Origin of the sequence: Kutzneria buriramensis (assembly GCF_003387475.1) — a bacterium.
In the GTDB taxonomy this organism is placed as follows: domain Bacteria; phylum Actinomycetota; class Actinomycetes; order Mycobacteriales; family Pseudonocardiaceae; genus Kutzneria; species Kutzneria buriramensis.
The window spans coordinates 508,683-523,854 of record NZ_QUNO01000004.1 but is presented as its reverse complement, the minus strand read 5'-3'; the positions used below and the strand labels follow the sequence as shown (position 1 = coordinate 523,854).

14 protein-coding genes are annotated in these 15,172 nt (G+C 70.9%); 4 read left to right on the top strand and 10 right to left on the bottom strand.

Going from position 1 to position 15,172, the window contains the following annotated elements:
- Window positions 1-9: 9 nt before the first annotated feature.
- Both BCF44_RS14560 and BCF44_RS14555 read left to right on the top strand, forming a co-directional pair.
- Entirely contained in the window at window positions 10-267 is a 258-nt protein-coding gene (locus BCF44_RS14560; protein WP_116174755.1) for a Prokaryotic metallothionein, read from the top strand.
- 18 nt (window positions 268-285) lie between these two features.
- Window positions 286-816 carry a 2'-5' RNA ligase family protein gene (locus tag BCF44_RS14555; RefSeq protein ID WP_116174754.1) on the top strand — a complete coding sequence of 177 codons (531 nt, stop codon included), beginning with the start codon at window positions 286-288 and terminating at the stop codon, window positions 814-816.
- Here the strand turns inward: BCF44_RS14555 and BCF44_RS14550 are convergent.
- Window positions 803-1,744 (bottom strand): helix-turn-helix transcriptional regulator, encoded by a 942-nt coding sequence (locus BCF44_RS14550; protein WP_116174753.1) that lies wholly within the window; start codon window positions 1,742-1,744, stop codon window positions 803-805. The genes BCF44_RS14555 and BCF44_RS14550 overlap by 14 nt on opposite strands.
- Window positions 1,745-1,788: 44 nt before the next feature.
- Window positions 1,789-2,547, bottom strand: coding sequence for an alpha/beta fold hydrolase (locus tag BCF44_RS14545; protein WP_281283107.1), 759 nt, complete (start codon window positions 2,545-2,547; stop codon window positions 1,789-1,791).
- Window positions 2,548-2,580: 33 nt separating this feature from the next.
- Between BCF44_RS14545 and BCF44_RS14540 the strand changes: the two genes are divergently transcribed.
- Window positions 2,581-3,987 carry a M1 family metallopeptidase gene (locus BCF44_RS14540; protein WP_116174752.1) on the top strand — a complete coding sequence of 469 codons (1,407 nt, stop codon included), beginning with the start codon at window positions 2,581-2,583 and terminating at the stop codon, window positions 3,985-3,987.
- Here BCF44_RS14540 and BCF44_RS14535 read toward each other — a convergent pair.
- The 5 genes from BCF44_RS14535 to BCF44_RS14515 form a co-directional block, all read right to left on the bottom strand.
- The gene (locus BCF44_RS14535; protein WP_116174751.1) at window positions 3,977-5,083 is read right to left on the bottom strand and encodes a WD40/YVTN/BNR-like repeat-containing protein; all 1,107 of its coding nucleotides are present in this window, start codon (window positions 5,081-5,083) and stop codon (window positions 3,977-3,979) included. The two genes, BCF44_RS14540 and BCF44_RS14535, sit on opposite strands and share 11 nt — an antisense overlap.
- Window positions 5,084-5,139: 56 nt before the next feature.
- A complete protein-coding gene (locus BCF44_RS14530; RefSeq protein WP_147328494.1) occupies window positions 5,140-6,234 on the bottom strand; it encodes a WD40/YVTN/BNR-like repeat-containing protein in 1,095 nt (364 codons plus the stop codon).
- Between the two features lie 22 nt (window positions 6,235-6,256).
- Window positions 6,257-7,276: an endonuclease/exonuclease/phosphatase family protein gene (locus BCF44_RS14525; RefSeq protein ID WP_170217532.1), complete on the bottom strand. Its 1,020-nt coding sequence runs from the start codon at window positions 7,274-7,276 to the stop codon at window positions 6,257-6,259.
- 123 nt (window positions 7,277-7,399) lie between these two features.
- The gene (locus BCF44_RS14520; RefSeq protein WP_116174748.1) at window positions 7,400-9,946 is read right to left on the bottom strand and encodes an ATP-dependent Clp protease ATP-binding subunit; all 2,547 of its coding nucleotides are present in this window, start codon (window positions 9,944-9,946) and stop codon (window positions 7,400-7,402) included.
- Window positions 9,947-10,205: 259 nt separating this feature from the next.
- Entirely contained in the window at window positions 10,206-10,589 is a 384-nt protein-coding gene (locus BCF44_RS14515) for a MarR family winged helix-turn-helix transcriptional regulator (RefSeq protein ID WP_116174942.1), read from the bottom strand.
- A gap of 153 nt (window positions 10,590-10,742) precedes the next feature.
- On the opposite strand from BCF44_RS14515, the gene BCF44_RS14510 reads away from it, so the two are divergent.
- Window positions 10,743-12,131 (top strand): MFS transporter, encoded by a 1,389-nt coding sequence (locus BCF44_RS14510; protein WP_246015090.1) that lies wholly within the window; start codon window positions 10,743-10,745, stop codon window positions 12,129-12,131.
- A gap of 107 nt (window positions 12,132-12,238) precedes the next feature.
- On the opposite strand, the gene BCF44_RS14505 is transcribed toward BCF44_RS14510, so the two are convergent.
- The 3 genes from BCF44_RS14505 to BCF44_RS14495 are packed head-to-tail and all read right to left on the bottom strand — an operon-like array spanning window position 12,239 to window position 15,095.
- The gene (locus BCF44_RS14505) at window positions 12,239-13,033 is read right to left on the bottom strand and encodes an ABC transporter ATP-binding protein (RefSeq protein ID WP_116174746.1); all 795 of its coding nucleotides are present in this window, start codon (window positions 13,031-13,033) and stop codon (window positions 12,239-12,241) included.
- Window positions 13,030-14,085: a FecCD family ABC transporter permease gene (locus BCF44_RS14500; RefSeq protein WP_116174745.1), complete on the bottom strand. Its 1,056-nt coding sequence runs from the start codon at window positions 14,083-14,085 to the stop codon at window positions 13,030-13,032. Before BCF44_RS14500 ends, BCF44_RS14505 begins: the two co-directional genes overlap by 4 nt.
- Window positions 14,082-15,095, bottom strand: coding sequence for a FecCD family ABC transporter permease (locus BCF44_RS14495; protein ID WP_246015038.1), 1,014 nt, complete (start codon window positions 15,093-15,095; stop codon window positions 14,082-14,084). The genes BCF44_RS14500 and BCF44_RS14495 overlap by 4 nt, the downstream gene beginning before the upstream one ends.
- Window positions 15,096-15,172 lie beyond the last annotated feature (77 nt).

The window sequence follows — 15,172 nt, the reverse complement described above, 5'->3', positions numbered from 1 at the left end:
CCTGGCGCCATGGCGACCTGTGATGTCTGCGGCAACGACTACTGGATGGCCTTCGAGATCCGGACGGTGTCCGGCGAGAGCCACTGGTTCGACTCCTTCGAGTGCGCGATGGAGAAGCTCGCGCCGCGCTGCGAGCGGTGCAGCTGCCGCATCGTCGGCCACGGCGTCGAGGTCGACGGCCGGTTCTACTGCTGCGCGCACTGCGCCCGCACCGTCGCCGAGCTCGGCAACCAGATCCGCGACGCCGTGGGTGTGCGCCCCTCGTGACCGTGTTGGATGAACTCCATGGCACAGGCCCTGGAGTTCTTCTTCGACGGTGAGGCCGACACCGCGGTGCGGGGAATGTGGCAGCGGCTGGAACGCGCCGGCGTGCCGAGCCTGGCCACCCGCAGCCACCGCCGGCACCGGCCGCACGTCACCTTCGCGCTCGGCGGCGCCTTCACCCGGCAGACCCGCGCCGAACTCGCCGCCGAGCTCGACCTGCTGGCGCTGCCCAGCATCTGGCTCTACACGCTGGGCACCTTCCCCACCACCGAGAACAACCTGGTGCTGACCGCCGTCGTCGACGCCGAGCTGCTCGCGGTGCACTCCGCCGTGCACGACGTGCTGGCGAAGAAGGTCAAGAACCCGGTCGCCTACTACCTGCCGGGCTCGTGGGTGCCGCACTGCGCGTTGGCGCAGGAGATCGACACCCCCACCCTGGCCGCCGGCATCGCCGCCCTGCATCCCGTCGAACCCGTCCGCGCCAAGGTCGACGAGGTCGGCATCACCGACACCGTGACGGGCGAGGTCGACATCCTGTTCAGCCGCGCCTGAGCTCAGGCCGTCGCGGCGAGTAGGCGGCGGCGAACCGGCCGAGTTCGAAGAAGCCCCACCGCGCGGCGACAGCGGTGACGCTCGTTCCGGTCGCGGGGTCGGCCGCCACCAGATCGTCGTGGACTTTCGACAGGCGGACCCGGCGCAGATGGCTCATGGGCGTCGTGTCCAGGTGTCGAAGGAAGGCGGCTTGCACGGTGCGAACGCTGACGTTGACGGCCGCGGCGATGTCGGCGACGGCGAGGTCCAGGTGGGCGTTGTCGTCGATGAAGGCGACGGCGCGGCGCACGGTGTCCGGGGTGGCGTCGTGGCGGTCCTCGATGGTGGGGTCGATGAGCGCAGTGTTGGGAAGCGTCGTCAGCACGGTGGCGGCCAACAGCTGGGTGGCAGTGGAGATCAACAGCGGCTGCGCGCTCAGGATCGGATCCGCGAAGATGCCGTCGCGCAGGTAGGCGATGGTCTGCCGCAGGTGCCGCGCGGCCGCCGCGGAGACGGGCCGGTCGCCGGTCAACCGCACCGGATCGGCTCGTCGACCGGGCACGGTGGCGGCCACCCGGTCCAGCAGCTCCGGGTCGAACAGGACGATGTTGTAGCGGGCCCGCCGGATGACGCCGGAGTAGGGCCGGTCGTGCGGGGCGTACACGAACGCGTCGCCGGGACCGAAGGAGCCGGCCTCCCCGTGGAAGATCTGCCGCTCCGCGGTCCCGGAGAGCACGCTGCACAGGCAGACCTTGCCCATGACATCGGCGTCGTGGCTTATGTCGTAGTCGAAGTCGAGCAGGTCGATGCTGACCGGCCCGACGACGTTGCGGGAGATCCGGGCCCGGGTGTGCTCGGTGTCGCCGCCGATCTGCATCGGCGTGTACGCCCTGCTGAGGAATTCCTCGGTGAGCTCGAGGTTGTCGCCGTCGAAGGCGAGCGTCCCCATCGGGGGCTCCCGTCAGTCGGACCGATTTGACGGTACGCCCAGGCTCAGCGGTCCAGTAGGCCCGAAAGGAAGGCCTCCACTGCGCCGCGGTAGACGTCGGGTGCGCTGAGCTGGACGAGATGCCCGGCGCCGGGCACGACGAGGTGGCGGCCGTCGGAGACGCGGGCGGCCATCGCCGCCTGCTGCCCGGCCGGCATCAGCGAGTGCTCGGCCTCGATGACCAGCAGCGGGGCCTCGATCCGGTCGACGAAGGGCCAGTACGAGCGCAGACCCCACTCGGCGGCGATGCGGTAGAGGTCGGCGAAGTCGGCGATGAGGTGGTAGCCGTCGGCGCGTTCCTCGAAGCACTCGACGAAGTAGTCGCCGACCGGCCCAAAGAAGGACCGGACGTGCGCGAGGGACTCGAAGGGCCGGGGCCAGCCGTCGAACTCGGACCGCCACACGTCGACGGTGCGTCCGCGCTGGTCGGGGGCGAAGTCCTCGACGACGACGCCCCGCACGAGCACCGGATGCTCGGCCGCCAGCACGAGGGCGTGCAGCCCGCCCATCGAGTGGCCGATGGCGATCACGGGCCCGAGGTCGAGCCGCCGGATCACGGCGGCGGCGTCTTCGGCGAAGTCCTCGGTGCGCCAATCGCCGCCGCGCTGCGTATTACGACCGTGTCCCCGCGCATCGATGCCGACAACCCGCCCGTACCGCCGCAGCCACTGCGCCACCGGCCACCAGGTGGAGGCCCGGCCCATCAACCCGTGCAGCAGCAGGATCCCGGGACCGGAGCCGCCGAACTCGACGACATCGAACACGGAGCACTCATACCACCTGCTACACGTAACGGCATGCGGGTTCGAAGGGTGGCGGCGCTGGTGGCGGTGGCGGCGCTGTGCGTGGGCTGCACGCCCGGCGCCAAGTCGGACGACGAGGTGGCCGGCACGGCGGGCGCGCGCACCGCGGGCGACCCGTACTACCCGACCAGCGGAAACGGCGGCTACAACGCCTCGAACTACGTCGTGGCGATCACGTACGACCCGACCTCGCACCACCTCGACGGCGACACGACGATCACCGCGAAGGCCAGCCAGGCGCTCAGCGAGTTCAGCCTCGACCTGAGCGGCCTCGACGTCCGCACCGTGACGGTGGACGGCCGCGCGGCGCAGCAGCAACGGGACGGCGGCAAGTTGGTGATCACGCCGGCGCAGGGCGTCGCCGACGGCAGCACCTTCACCGTCGAGGTGCAGTACGACGGCGTGCCGACCCCGGTCAAGTCGCCGAAGATCGGCGCGGAGGGCTGGCAGATCTCCACCAGCGGCGGCGCGTTCGCGGCGGGCGAGCCGCAGTCGGCGTCGACCTGGTACCCGGTCAACGACACGCCGACCGACAAGGCGTCGTTCCACCTGGCGGCGAAGGTCCCGGACGGCTGGAGCGTGATCTCCAACGGCCTGCCCGGCCGCAACGAGTCCAAGGACGGCTGGACCACCTTCCGCTGGGACGAGCCGGACCCGATCGCGTCCTACCTGACCACGGTCGGCGTCGACCACTGGACGATCGCCAACGACAAGCTGGCCGACGGCACGCCGGTGGTGTCGGCGTTCGCGCCGGGCACCGACGACAAGAAGGCGCTGGAGGCGCGGCTGCCGGAGATCCTCGACTTCCTGTCGTCGAAGTTCGGCAAGTACCCGCAGGACGCGGCCGGCGGCATCTTCATCGCCGACAAGATCGGCTACTCGCTGGAGACGCAGACCCGGCCGATCTTCGCGCAGTGGACCAACCTGAGCACGGTCGTGCACGAGAACGCCCACCAGTGGTGGGGCGACTCGGTGTCGGTGCGGCAGTGGAAGGACGTCTGCCTCAACGAGTGCATGGCCAGCTACGCGCAATGGCTGTGGTCGGAGGCCAAGGAGGGCGTGAACCTCGACGCCCAGTACCGCCTGCTGGCGCAGAAGGGCCAGCAGGTGTTCGGCGGCAAGCTCTACGACATGGGCGCCGGCAACGAGTTCACCGCCGTCTACACGAAGGGCCCGATGGCGCTGCACGCGCTGCGCCGCGCCATCGGGGACGATCCCTTCTTCCAGGTGCTGAGGACCTGGCCGGCGTTGCACCGCGACGGCAACGCCACCTGGCCCGAGTTCGAGTCGTACGTCGAGAAGGTCAGCGGCAAGGACCTGAAGGGATTCTTCGACGCGTGGTTCCGCGGCGTGACCCAGCCGGCCGATCAGTACCTGTGGCCGGGCGGCCTCAAGCCCTGACCCACACCGCCGTCCCACCGACGACGACCACCCGCCCGTCGGACAGCGTCGTCACGGCCTTGGGCACGTCGTCGCAGCCCAGGTCGACCCGGGTCATCGAGCCCAGCGCCCCGGTCCACGCCAGGCCGCAGGCCTGCTGGCCGACGGCGATCGTGGTCTGGCCGGTGAACACCAGGTCGTTGACGTCGGTTCCGGTGACGCCGGTGACCACGCCGCCGCCCAGGAACGAGGCGTCGACCACCTTCCAGGCCGCGCCGTCCGAGCTGGTGGCCAGGAAGGTCCCGGTCTGCTGGCCGTCGGAGGTGTTGCCGAAGATCAGCCAGCCGCCGGTGGTGTGCAGCACCCCGGTCGGGGTCACCTCCGACTGCCCGGTGGCGAACTTGGTCAGCTGCCAGTTCTGGCCGCCGTCCAGCGACCGCCAGACGCCGAGCTGGCGGCTGCCGTCGGTGTTCTTCTCGGCGGCCGCCTCGACCGCCACCACCGTGCCGTCGTTGGCCGCCAGCGCGCCCACGTCGCCCTTGGTCGCCGGCAGCTGCACCGGCGTCGCGGTCTTGCCGCCGTCGGTGGACGTCCACAGCTTCGGGGCCGGGTAGCCGTTGTTCTGCGAGCCGGCGATCAGCAGCCGGTTGCCGGTCTGCGCGAGCGCCGTCACCTTGCCGGTGCTGCCCAGGCCGAGGTCGGCCAGCGAGGTCACCGTGCCGTCCGGGTCGAGCCGCTGCACCGTGGCCGCGCCGACGATCACCGACCCGCCCGGCTGGCCGATGGCCGACGTCGGGTTCGGCGCCAGGCTCGTGCCCGTCGGCGCGTGGTCGGGCAGCTTGAACGACGTGCAGTCCGCGCTGCCGTTCCAGTTGTCGCCGATCGTGTCGTATCCGGTCTTGTACGTGCCGATGCCGATGGCGCACGTCCCGGTCGGCACCAGCACGTTGATGCCGATGCCGTAGGTCGTGGTGTCGCCGTCGAAGCTGCCCGCCTGCACCGAGTCGGGATGCTTGACGAAGTCACCGTGCGCTCTGGTCGGTGCGCTCTGCGCAGCGTGACCACAGCCTGCCAGCGCCAGGGCCAGCAGGGCGATCGCGTAGTTCCTCCCCCTCATGGTGGAAGCATCGCACGACCTGGCCCCCGCGTTTCCTGTTACCGACGCGACACCCCTCACCTGACGTCCCTGACCCACACCGACGTGGTCCCGACGATGATCACCCGCCCGTCGGCCAGCGTGGTCGTGGCCTTGGCCGCCTCGCCGCAGCCGAGGTCGACCCGACGCAGCGAGCCCACGGCGCCGGCCCACGCCACCTCGCAGTTGGACTTGCCGCCCTCGCCGACGAGCACCAGTTCACCCGACGTGGTGGCGGTGGCGTCGACCACCCGGCCGGTCGCCACGGCGGAGGTGTCGATCACCTTCCAGCTGACGCCGTCCGAGCTGCTGGCCAGGAACGGTTGCCCCGCCGGGTCCTTCTCGTCCTCCCCGGTGCCGACGATCAGCCAACCCTGCGGGGTCCGCAGCAGGTTGGCGACCATTGGGTTCGCCTTGGCGTCGAGCTCGGTCAGCTGCCAGCTCTGGCCGCTGTCCGTCGACCGCCAGATGGCGAGCCGGCCGCTCTCGGCGGTCTGCTCCACCGCCAGGACCGTGTTGTCACTCGCCGCCATCGCCCCGATGTAGTTGTCGACCGGCGGCACCGCCACCGGCTTCACGGTCTTGCCACCGTCGGTCGAGGTCCACGCGAGCGGCGCGGGATTGTCGCCGACGAGATGGCCGCCACCGGTCACCAGCCGGTCGCCGGACCGCACGATGACTCGGGCCTCTGCGGGCCCCTGTTGCGAATCGGCTGACGCCGGGGGCAGGGCGGCCAGCGGGGTCACCGTCCCGTCCGCGTTGAGACGCTGGAGCACGGTGTTGGCGCCGATCACCGAGCCGTCGGGCATGGCGACGGCGGACACGGCCGCCAGGCCGGCGACGCCCTGCGCCGGCAGCTTGAACGAGGTGCAGTCGGCGTTGCCGGCCCAGTGCGTGCCGACGGGGCCGCGTTCGCCGGCGTAGACCCCGATCCCGAGGGCGCACCGTCCGTACGGCACCAGGTGGTTGATTCCGCTGGTGGCCGACGGCTGGCCGTCCCAGCGGTCGACGTCGACGGCGTTGGCGTGCTTGACGAAGTCCGGCTGCTGGGCCGGCGCCGTGGGCTGATCGGTCGCGCCGCAGCCGGCCAGGGCCAGCGCGAGCAGCACCACAACAGAGTTCCTCCCCCTCATGCGGGAAGCATGGCAGGGATGATCAGCTGCTGGCGACGAATTGGGTCAGCACAGCCTTGTGGTCGCCGCCGGGCACGTCGAAGGTGGCGAAGCTGTCGACGGGGCAGCGCTTGTCCACGAGCACGTGGTCGATGGGCAGCAGCGCGGGCAGCTGGCCGCCGATGGGCCAGGTGGGCAGCAGTCCGTCGCCGGCCTGGGAGGCGGCGTCGACGTACCCGGTGACCATCTCGGCGCGCAGCCCGGCGTGGTCGACGGTGGCGTTGAAATCGCCGGCGAGCACCAGCGGCGGCGAGCCGTCGACGGGGTCGGGCAGGGCGTCCAGCTCACGCTTCCAGGTGTCGGTGGTGTTGTCGTCGGTCGGCGGCCGGACGTGCACGGACTCGACCTGGATGGCCCGCTGCTGCGGCAGGGACACCTGCACGGCGACCTGCGGGAAGGTCGCGGCCTCCTCGACCTCGACGGGCTGCAGCGGGTAGCGGGAGGCGATGCCGGAGCCGGTCGGCCCGTCGCCGGGCTGGAAGACCTGGTCGGGCAGCACGCCGGCGAGCCCGGCGGCGGCCAGCGCGGCGGCCGACTGCGGGGTCAGCTCCTGGAAGGCGACGACGTCGACGTGCTGGTCCCGGATCAGGGTGACGACGGCGGCGGCGTCGGCCTTGCCCTGGGTGAGGTCGACGGTGAGCACCCGCACGGTCGGCCCGGACCCGATCGGCCGGGGCGCGGTGAACGCCCGCGGGGCGACGGCGGCGAACAGGCAGGCGGTGAAGGCCAGCGCGACCACGGCCACGGCCCACCGCCGGAACATCATGGCGACGATCGACAGCAGCGCCCCGCCGGCGGCGGCGAACGGGGTTCCCGCCAGCAGGACAACCATCAGGTGATCACCGTCGATGCCGAACAGCCGCAGCGCGACCATGCCGATCACGGCGGCGGTGAGCAGCGAGAACACGAAGGTCAGCGGCGCGCCGCCGACCCGGCGCCGGCCCTCGTCGAGATAGGCGGGCGGCCTGGCCGCGCGAGTTCGAGTTCGCACGTTGCTGGCCACCCGTCCCATTGAACCCGTCGGTCCGTCTTGTGGCAGCAAAAAACGCCGAGCCCTCAGGAAAACGACAAAGAGGGCGGTTCCCCGGCGAACCGGGAAACCGCCCTCCTGCGCTGCTACGTCAGCTCACTCGCCGTCGAACTCCTGCGCGGTCTCGCCACCGTGGGCGGCCAGGCCGACCGGCGGGGCGTCCGGGATCCGCAGCGGGCGGGACTCGCCGCGGAACACGAAGTGCGCCTTGTCGTCGGAGCCCTCGCCGTTCCAGCCCTCGACGTCGCAGAGCACGATCTGGCCGGGCTGGAGCTCCCCGAACAGGATCTTCTCCGACAGCTGGTCCTCGATCTCGCGCTGGATGGTCCGGCGCAGCGGCCGGGCGCCCAGCACCGGGTCGAAGCCGCGCTTGGCCAGCAGCTGCTTGGCCAGCGGCGTCAGCTCGAGCGACATGTCCTTGTTCTTCAGCTGGGCCTCGACCCGCGTGACCATCAGGTCGACCATCTTGATGATCTCTTCCTGGGTCAGCTGGTGGAACACGATGATGTCGTCGATGCGGTTGAGGAACTCCGGGCGGAAATGCTTCTTCAGCTCGTCGTTGACCTTGATCTTCATCCGCTCGTAGTTCGAGCCCTCGACACCACCGCCGGAGAAGCCCAGGCCGACGGCCTTGGAGATGTCCTGCGTGCCCAGGTTGGAGGTGAAGATGATCACGGTGTTCTTGAAGTCCACCGTGCGTCCCTGGCCGTCGGTGAGGCGGCCGTCCTCCAGGACCTGGAGCAGCGTGTTGTACACCTCCTGGTGCGCCTTCTCGATCTCGTCGAAGAGCACCACCGAGAACGGCTTGCGGCGCACCTTCTCGGTGAGCTGGCCGCCCTCCTCGTAGCCCACGTAGCCGGGGGGCGCGCCGAAGAGCCGGGACGCGGTGTACCGGTCGTGGAACTCGCCCATGTCGATCTGGATGAGCGCGTCGTCGTCGCCGAACAGGAAGTTGGCCAGCGCCTTGGACAGCTCGGTCTTACCGACGCCGGACGGGCCAGCGAAGATGAACGAGCCGGAGGGGCGCTTGGGGTCCTTCAGGCCGGCACGGGTGCGGCGGATCGCCTTGGAGACGGCCTTGACGGCCTCCTCCTGGCCGATGATCCGCTTGTGGACCTCGTCCTCCATGCGGAGCAGACGCGTGGTCTCCTCCTCGGTGAGCTTGAAGACGGGGATGCCGGTCCAGTTGGCCAGCACCTCCGCGATCTGCTCGTCGTCGACCTCGGCGACGACGTCGAGGTCGCCGTCCTTCCACTGCTTCTCGCGCTCGGCCTTCTGCGCGAGCAGCTGCTTCTCCTGGTCACGGAGCTTGGCCGCGCGCTCGAAGTCCTGCGCGTCGATCGCGGACTCCTTGTCCCGACGCACGTCGGCGATCTTCTCGTCGAACTCGCGCAGGTCCGGCGGCGCGGTCATCCGGCGGATGCGCATCCGCGCGCCCGCCTCGTCGATCAGGTCGATCGCCTTGTCCGGCAGGAACCGGTCGTTGATGTACCGGTCGGCCAGGGTGGCCGCGGCCACGAGCGCCGAGTCGGTGATGGAGACGCGGTGGTGCGCCTCGTACCGGTCGCGCAGGCCCTTGAGGATCTCGATGGTCTGCTCGAGCGTCGGCTCGCCGACCTGGATCGGCTGGAAGCGGCGCTCCAGGGCCGGGTCCTTCTCGACGTACTTGCGGTACTCGTCGAGCGTGGTGGCGCCGATGGTCTGGAGCTCGCCACGGGCCAGCATCGGCTTGAGGATGCTGGCGGCGTCGATCGCGCCCTCGGCGGCGCCCGCGCCGACCAGGGTGTGGATCTCGTCGATGAACAGGATGATGTCGCCGCGGGTGCGGATCTCCTTGAGCACCTTCTTCAGGCGCTCCTCGAAGTCACCGCGGTAGCGCGAGCCGGCGACCAGCGAGCCCAGGTCCAGCGTGTAGAGCTGCTTGTCCTTGAGCGTCTCGGGCACCTCGCCCTTGACGATCATCTGGGCCAGGCCCTCGACGACGGCGGTCTTGCCGACGCCCGGCTCGCCGATCAGCACCGGGTTGTTCTTGGTGCGGCGGGACAGCACCTGCATGACCCGCTCGATCTCCTTGGCCCGGCCGATGACCGGGTCGACCTTGCCCTCGCGGGCCAGTGCCGTGAGGTTGCGGCCGAACTGGTCCAGCACCAGCGAGGAGGACGGGGTGCCCTCGCCGCGGCCGCCGGCCTCGGCCGGCTCCTTGCCCTGGTAGCCGGACAGCAGCTGAAGCACCTGCTGGCGGACGCGGTTGAGGTCCGCGCCCAGCTTGACCAGGACCTGGGCGGCCACGCCCTCGCCCTCGCGGATCAGCCCGAGCAGGATGTGCTCGGTGCCGATGTAGTTGTGGCCGAGCTGCAGCGCCTCGCGCAGCGACAGCTCCAGCACCTTCTTGGCCCGGGGCGTGAACGGGATGTGCCCGCTCGGCGCCTGCTGACCCTGACCGATGATCTCTTCCACCTGCTGGCGAACGCCCTCGAGGGCGATGCCCAGCGACTCCAGCGCCTTGGCGGCGACACCCTCACCCTCGTGGATCAGACCCAGGAGGATGTGCTCGGTGCCGATGTAGTTGTGGTTGAGCATCCTGGCCTCTTCTTGAGCCAGGACGACCACCCGCCTCGCGCGGTCGGTGAACCTCTCGAACATATGCACTCCCTGACAGCTGCGTCGGCGGTCCTCCACCCACCCATGTCCTCGCCGGTGGGGTCAGCACCTGGGGTCCACTGTAGTAGGCGGACCCGTCGCTCTCAGTGCCGCTCGCAGCCGCAGACCCCGCGAGCGCCCTGACGTCTGGCACAACGTGGGTTCTGACAGGGAGATTCCCACTGTCCGCTCAGCGCGAACAAGCCACCATCAGCTGACATTCACTGTGAGTGGGGTCACCGAAAGGGTGATATTTCGGGCACTAGGCCAGGTTGGCGGCCAGCACCGTGCGATGAGTCGGCGCGGCGGCGGCGTGCCGCTCGCGGCCGGCGTCGGTCAGCTCGACGTAGATGCCGCGCCGGTCGTCGGCGCACAGCGCCCGGAAGACCAGACCCTCGGCCTCCAGCCGGGCGACCACCCGCGAGAGGGCGCTCTGGCTGAGTTGCACCTTCTTGCCGAGCTCCTGCATGCGCAGGGCCTGCTTGTCGCAGCAGCTCTCGGTGAGCTGGTCGAGCACCTCGAACTCGCTGGCGCCGAGGCCGTGACTCTCGCGCAGCTCGCGGTCCAGCGCGCACCACGTCGAGTGGTAGCGCCCCAGCAGGTCGCGCCAGGTGTCGACGAGCTCGTTCTCGGTCACGCCCCGCATCATAGTCCCCACCGTCATAAAATTCCACTGCATTAAATCCGCTTGCATTAGATGCATCTGCATGTAGTCTTCGTCCTCGTGACCACAACGGCAACACCCGTCCTGTCCGCCCAGCCCGGCACGCGCTGGCCCGCGAGCCTGTGGGCGGCATTGATGCTGCTGTGCGGCGTGCTGTTCCTGGACGGCCTCGACGTCTCCATGGTCGGCGTCGCGCTGCCCTCGATCGGTTCCGAGCTGCACATGTCCACCTCGTCCCTGCAATGGGTGATCAGCGGCTACGTGCTCGGCTACGGCGGCTTCCTGCTGCTCGGCGGCCGCACCGCCGACCTGCTCGGCCGCCGCCAGGTCCTGCTCGTCGCGCTCGGCGTGTTCGCGGCCGCGTCGCTGCTCGGCGGCCTGGTCGACGACCCGACGCTGCTGATCGCCGCCCGCTTCGTGAAGGGCATGGCCGCCGCGTTCACCGCGCCCGCCGGCCTGTCGATCATCACCACCACGTTCCCGGAGGGCCCGTCCCGCAACCGGGCGCTGTCCATCTACACGGCCTTCGGGGCCAGCGGCTTCTCCTCCGGCCTGATCCTCGGCGGCCTGATGACCGAGGTCGGCTGGCGCTGGACCTTCCTGATGCCGGCCCCGATCGCGATCCTCGTGCTGCTGCTCGGCATCCGGCTCATCCCGAACCACGGCCGGCCCGACGGCCCGCGCCAGGGCTACGACGTCGCCGGCGCCGTGACCAGCACGCTCGCGCTGCTGCTGCTCGTCTACACCGTGGTGTCCGCGTCCGCGGTCGGCTGGGCCTCGCCGCTCACGCTCGGCTCGTTCGCCGTGGTCATCGCGCTGGCCGCCGCCTTCGTGCTGATCGAGCGGCGGGTCGCGCACCCGCTGCTGCGGCTGGGCATCCTGCGCAACAAGAACGTGCTCGCCGCCGACCTCACCGCGATGGCCGTCTTCGGCTCGTACGCCGGCTTCCAGTTCATCGGCACCATCTACATGCAGTCGCTGCTGCACTGGTCGCCGCTGAGCATGGCGCTGGCGTTCCTGCCGGCCGGCCTGATCGTCGCCTTCGGCGGCCCGCGCACCGGCGCCCTGGTCAACCGCTTCGGCTCCGGCCGCGTGATCGCGCTGGGCCTGGCCTCGTTCGTCGTCGCGTACGGGCTGTTCCTCCAGATCGACGCCAACCCGAACTACGCGCTGGCCATCCTGCCGAGCATGATCCTGCTGGGCATCGGCTTCGCGCTGTCCTTCCCGGCGCTGAACATGCAGGCCACCACCGGCGTCGCCGACGACGAGCAGGGCCTGGCGGCCGGCCTGGTCCAGACGTCCTTCCAGGTCGGCGGGGCCATCGCGCTGGCGGTGGTGACCGCGGTGCTCAACGCCGTCACCCCGCACACCACCGCGGAGGTCATCGCCAGCTACCACCCGGCGCTGGCCGTCGTCACCGGCGTGGCCCTGCTGGGCCTGATCGCCACCGTCTCCATCTCCGGCCTGCGCAAGCCGCGCGCGGCGGTGGTGACCGCTCCGGAGCCGGAGCTGGTCGAAGCCTGACCCGCCGGCTCGTCGGTATCCGTGGGGGAGTCGACGAGCCACCCGTTGACGCCACATGCGCTTCCTACTTGGCACCAGACGCCACGCAGGAAGCGCATGTGGCGTTTTTAGGTGCGGTGCCGGGTGCCGACCGGCACGACCAGCGGGGTGCCGGCGACGGGGTCGTCGATGACCTTGGCCTCCAGGTCGAAGACCTCCCGCAGCAGGTCCTCGGTCAGCACCTCGTGCGGCCGGCCCTGCGCGACCATCTTGCCGGCCCGCAGCGCCACGAGCCGGTCGGCGTAGCGGGCGGCGAGGTTGAGGTCGTGCAACACCATCACCACGGTCCGCCCCAGCTCGCCGTGCAGCCGCTGCACGAGATCCAGCACGTCGACCTGGTGGGCCAGGTCCAGGTACGTGGTCGGCTCGTCGAGCAGCAACAGCTCGGTGCCCTGGGCCAGCGCCATGGAGATCCATGCCCGCTGCCGCTGGCCGCCGGACAGCTCGTCCAGGGTGCGGTCGGCGAGGTCGGTCATGCCGGTCATGGCCAGCGCCTCGTCGATGGCGGCGTGGTCGTCGGACGACCACTGCCGGTACCAGGCCTGGTGCGGGTGCCGGCCGCGGGCGACTAGGTCGGCGACGGTCAACCCCTCGGGGGCCTGCGGCGACTGCGGCAGCACGCCCAGCAGCCTGGCGACCTCACGGGTCGGCATCTTGTCGATACGTTTGCCGTCCAGCAGCACCTGCCCGCCGCGCGGCGCGAGCAGGCGGCCCATGGCCCGCAGCAGGGTGGACTTGCCGCAGCCGTTGGGCCCGATCACGGCGGTGATGGTGCCGCCGACGACGTCCAGGTCGAGGCCGTCGACGACCAGCGAGTCGCCGTAGCCCAGGCGGAGCTCTTCGGCCCGCAGTCGTGGCGTCACGCCCGCACCTCCCGGCGCTTACGAATGATCAGGAACATCAGGTAGGGCGCGCCGAGCACGGCCGTGACGACGCCGACCGGCAGCTCGATGGGGAACGCCGTCCGCGCCACCAGATCCGAGACGCTGACCAGCAGCGCGCCGATGACCGCCGACGCCACCAGCGGCGGCCGGGCGGTGCCGGCGAGCCGCTGGGCGATCTGCGGCGTGGCCAGCGCGACGAAGAACACCGGGCCGGCGGCGGCCGTGGCGATCGCCGCGAGCATTACGGCGATGAGGATCAGCGCGAACCGGCTCAGCTCGACGCGGGCGCCCAGGTTGCGGACGGTGTCGTCGTCGAACTGGAGCGCGCCGAGCACATGCGCCCCGACCAACGCCAACGGCAGGAACACGGCGAGCGCGACGGCCACCGGCACGAGGTCGGCCCAGCTGCGGGCGTCCAGGCTGCCGGTGATCCACACCAGCGCCTGCCCGGCCTGGCTGACGTCGCCGATGGTCAGCAGCCAGTACGTGAGGTTGAGCATGAACGCCTGCACGCCGATGCCGACCAGCACGAGTCGGTACCCGTCCACGCCCCGCCGCCAGGCCAGGACGTAGACCAGCGCGGCCGACACCAGGCCGCCGATCAGCGCCGCCACCGGCAGGCCGATCGCCCCGGCCACGCTGGCCACCCCACCGAAGCCGCTTGCCAGCACGATCACGCCGACCGCGCCGGCGGAGGCGCCCGGGGTGACGCCGAGGATGTCGGGGCTGGCCAACGGGTTCCGGGAGATCGCCTGCGTGATCGCGCCGGCGACACCGAACGCGGCCCCGATCAGCAAGCCGGTCAGCGTCCGCGGCAGCCGCAGGTCGAAGACGATGTACTGCTCGGTCGCGTCGCCCGCACCGGCCAGCACCCGCAGCACGTCGCCGACGGACATCGGGAAGTCGCCGAGCCGGATGCTCAGCGCCACCGCGAAGACCGTCAACGCCAGCGCGACCAGCGGCACCACCAGCGGCCGCAGCCGGAACCGCAGGCCGACCGGGCCGATCCGCACCCCGTGCAGCGCCGTCACAGCCGCACCAGCCGCTTCCGCCGGACGATGGCGACGAACACCGGCGCGCCGATCAACGCCAGCACGATGCCCACCTGGAGTTCACCCGGCCAGGCGATCACCCGGCCGATGATGTCCGCGACCAGCAGCAACACCGCGCCGATCAGCCCCGCGTACGGCAGCAGCCAGCGGTGGTCGGGGCCCGTGACGTACCGGGCGACGTGCGGCACCACCAGCCCGACGAAGCCGATCGGCCCGCACGCCGCGACCGCGCCGCCGGTGAGCAGGGTGATCGCGACCAGGCCGAGCACCCGCGTCCGCAGCACGTGCTGGCCGATGGAGCGGGCCACGTCCTCCCCCAGCGACAGCGCGTTCAGCCCGGGCGCGTTGGCCAGCGCCAGCACCAGGCCCACCGCCAGGAACGGCAGCACCTGCCCGATGATCACGGGATCGCGGCCGGCGACCGCGCCGACCCGCCAGAACCGGAACGCCTCCAGGCTCTGCTGGTCGATCACGGCCATCGCCGAGATCAGGCCGACCATCAGCGCGCTGACCGCCGCCCCGGCCAGCGCCAGGGTCAGCGGCGTCGGCCCGCCGCGGCCGGCCGCGCCGAGCAGGAACACCAGGCCGGTGGTCAGCACCGCGCCGAGGAAGGCCAGCCAGACGTAGCCGTACAGGCTGGTCAGGCCGAACGCGAAGATGCCGACGACCACCGCGAACGCGGCGCCGCTGGTGACGCCGAGCAGGCCGGGGTCGGCCAGCGGGTTGCGGGTGTGGCCCTGGATCAGCGCGCCGGCGACGCCGAGCGCGGCCCCGGCCAGCAGCGCGAGTTCCGTCCGCGGAATACGCAGGGATCGGACGATGATGTCGTTCTCGGTGTCGGTGGGTGCGGTCAGTCCGTGCCAGACCGCGTCCAGCGCGATGGGCTTGGAGCCGATGGCGATGCTGGCGAGGCAGGCCAGCGCGGCCAGACCCAGCAGCACGAGGAGGCCGACGATGCGGCGACGGCGTCGCCGCGCGAGTGCGCCCACCAGCCCTCCTCTCCGACTTCGGTTAGCCTAACCGAACCCAATGGAGGGTCTGACGCATGCGGGGAAGGACGCCTTCC

Coding starts and splice junctions, on each gene's coding strand:
- BCF44_RS14560 (WP_116174755.1), top strand. CDS start 10: ATGGCGACCTGTGATGTCTGCGGCAACGACTACTGGATGGCCTTCGAG.
- BCF44_RS14555 (WP_116174754.1), top strand. CDS start 286: ATGGCACAGGCCCTGGAGTTCTTCTTCGACGGTGAGGCCGACACCGCG.
- BCF44_RS14550 (WP_116174753.1), bottom strand. CDS start 1,744: ATGGGGACGCTCGCCTTCGACGGCGACAACCTCGAGCTCACCGAGGAA.
- BCF44_RS14540 (WP_116174752.1), top strand. CDS start 2,581: ATGCGGGTTCGAAGGGTGGCGGCGCTGGTGGCGGTGGCGGCGCTGTGC.
- BCF44_RS14535 (WP_116174751.1), bottom strand. CDS start 5,083: ATGAGGGGGAGGAACTACGCGATCGCCCTGCTGGCCCTGGCGCTGGCA.
- BCF44_RS14530 (WP_147328494.1), bottom strand. CDS start 6,234: ATGAGGGGGAGGAACTCTGTTGTGGTGCTGCTCGCGCTGGCCCTGGCC.
- BCF44_RS14520 (WP_116174748.1), bottom strand. CDS start 9,946: ATGTTCGAGAGGTTCACCGACCGCGCGAGGCGGGTGGTCGTCCTGGCT.
- BCF44_RS14515 (WP_116174942.1), bottom strand. CDS start 10,589: ATGCGGGGCGTGACCGAGAACGAGCTCGTCGACACCTGGCGCGACCTG.
- BCF44_RS14510 (WP_246015090.1), top strand. CDS start 10,743: ATGCTGCTGTGCGGCGTGCTGTTCCTGGACGGCCTCGACGTCTCCATG.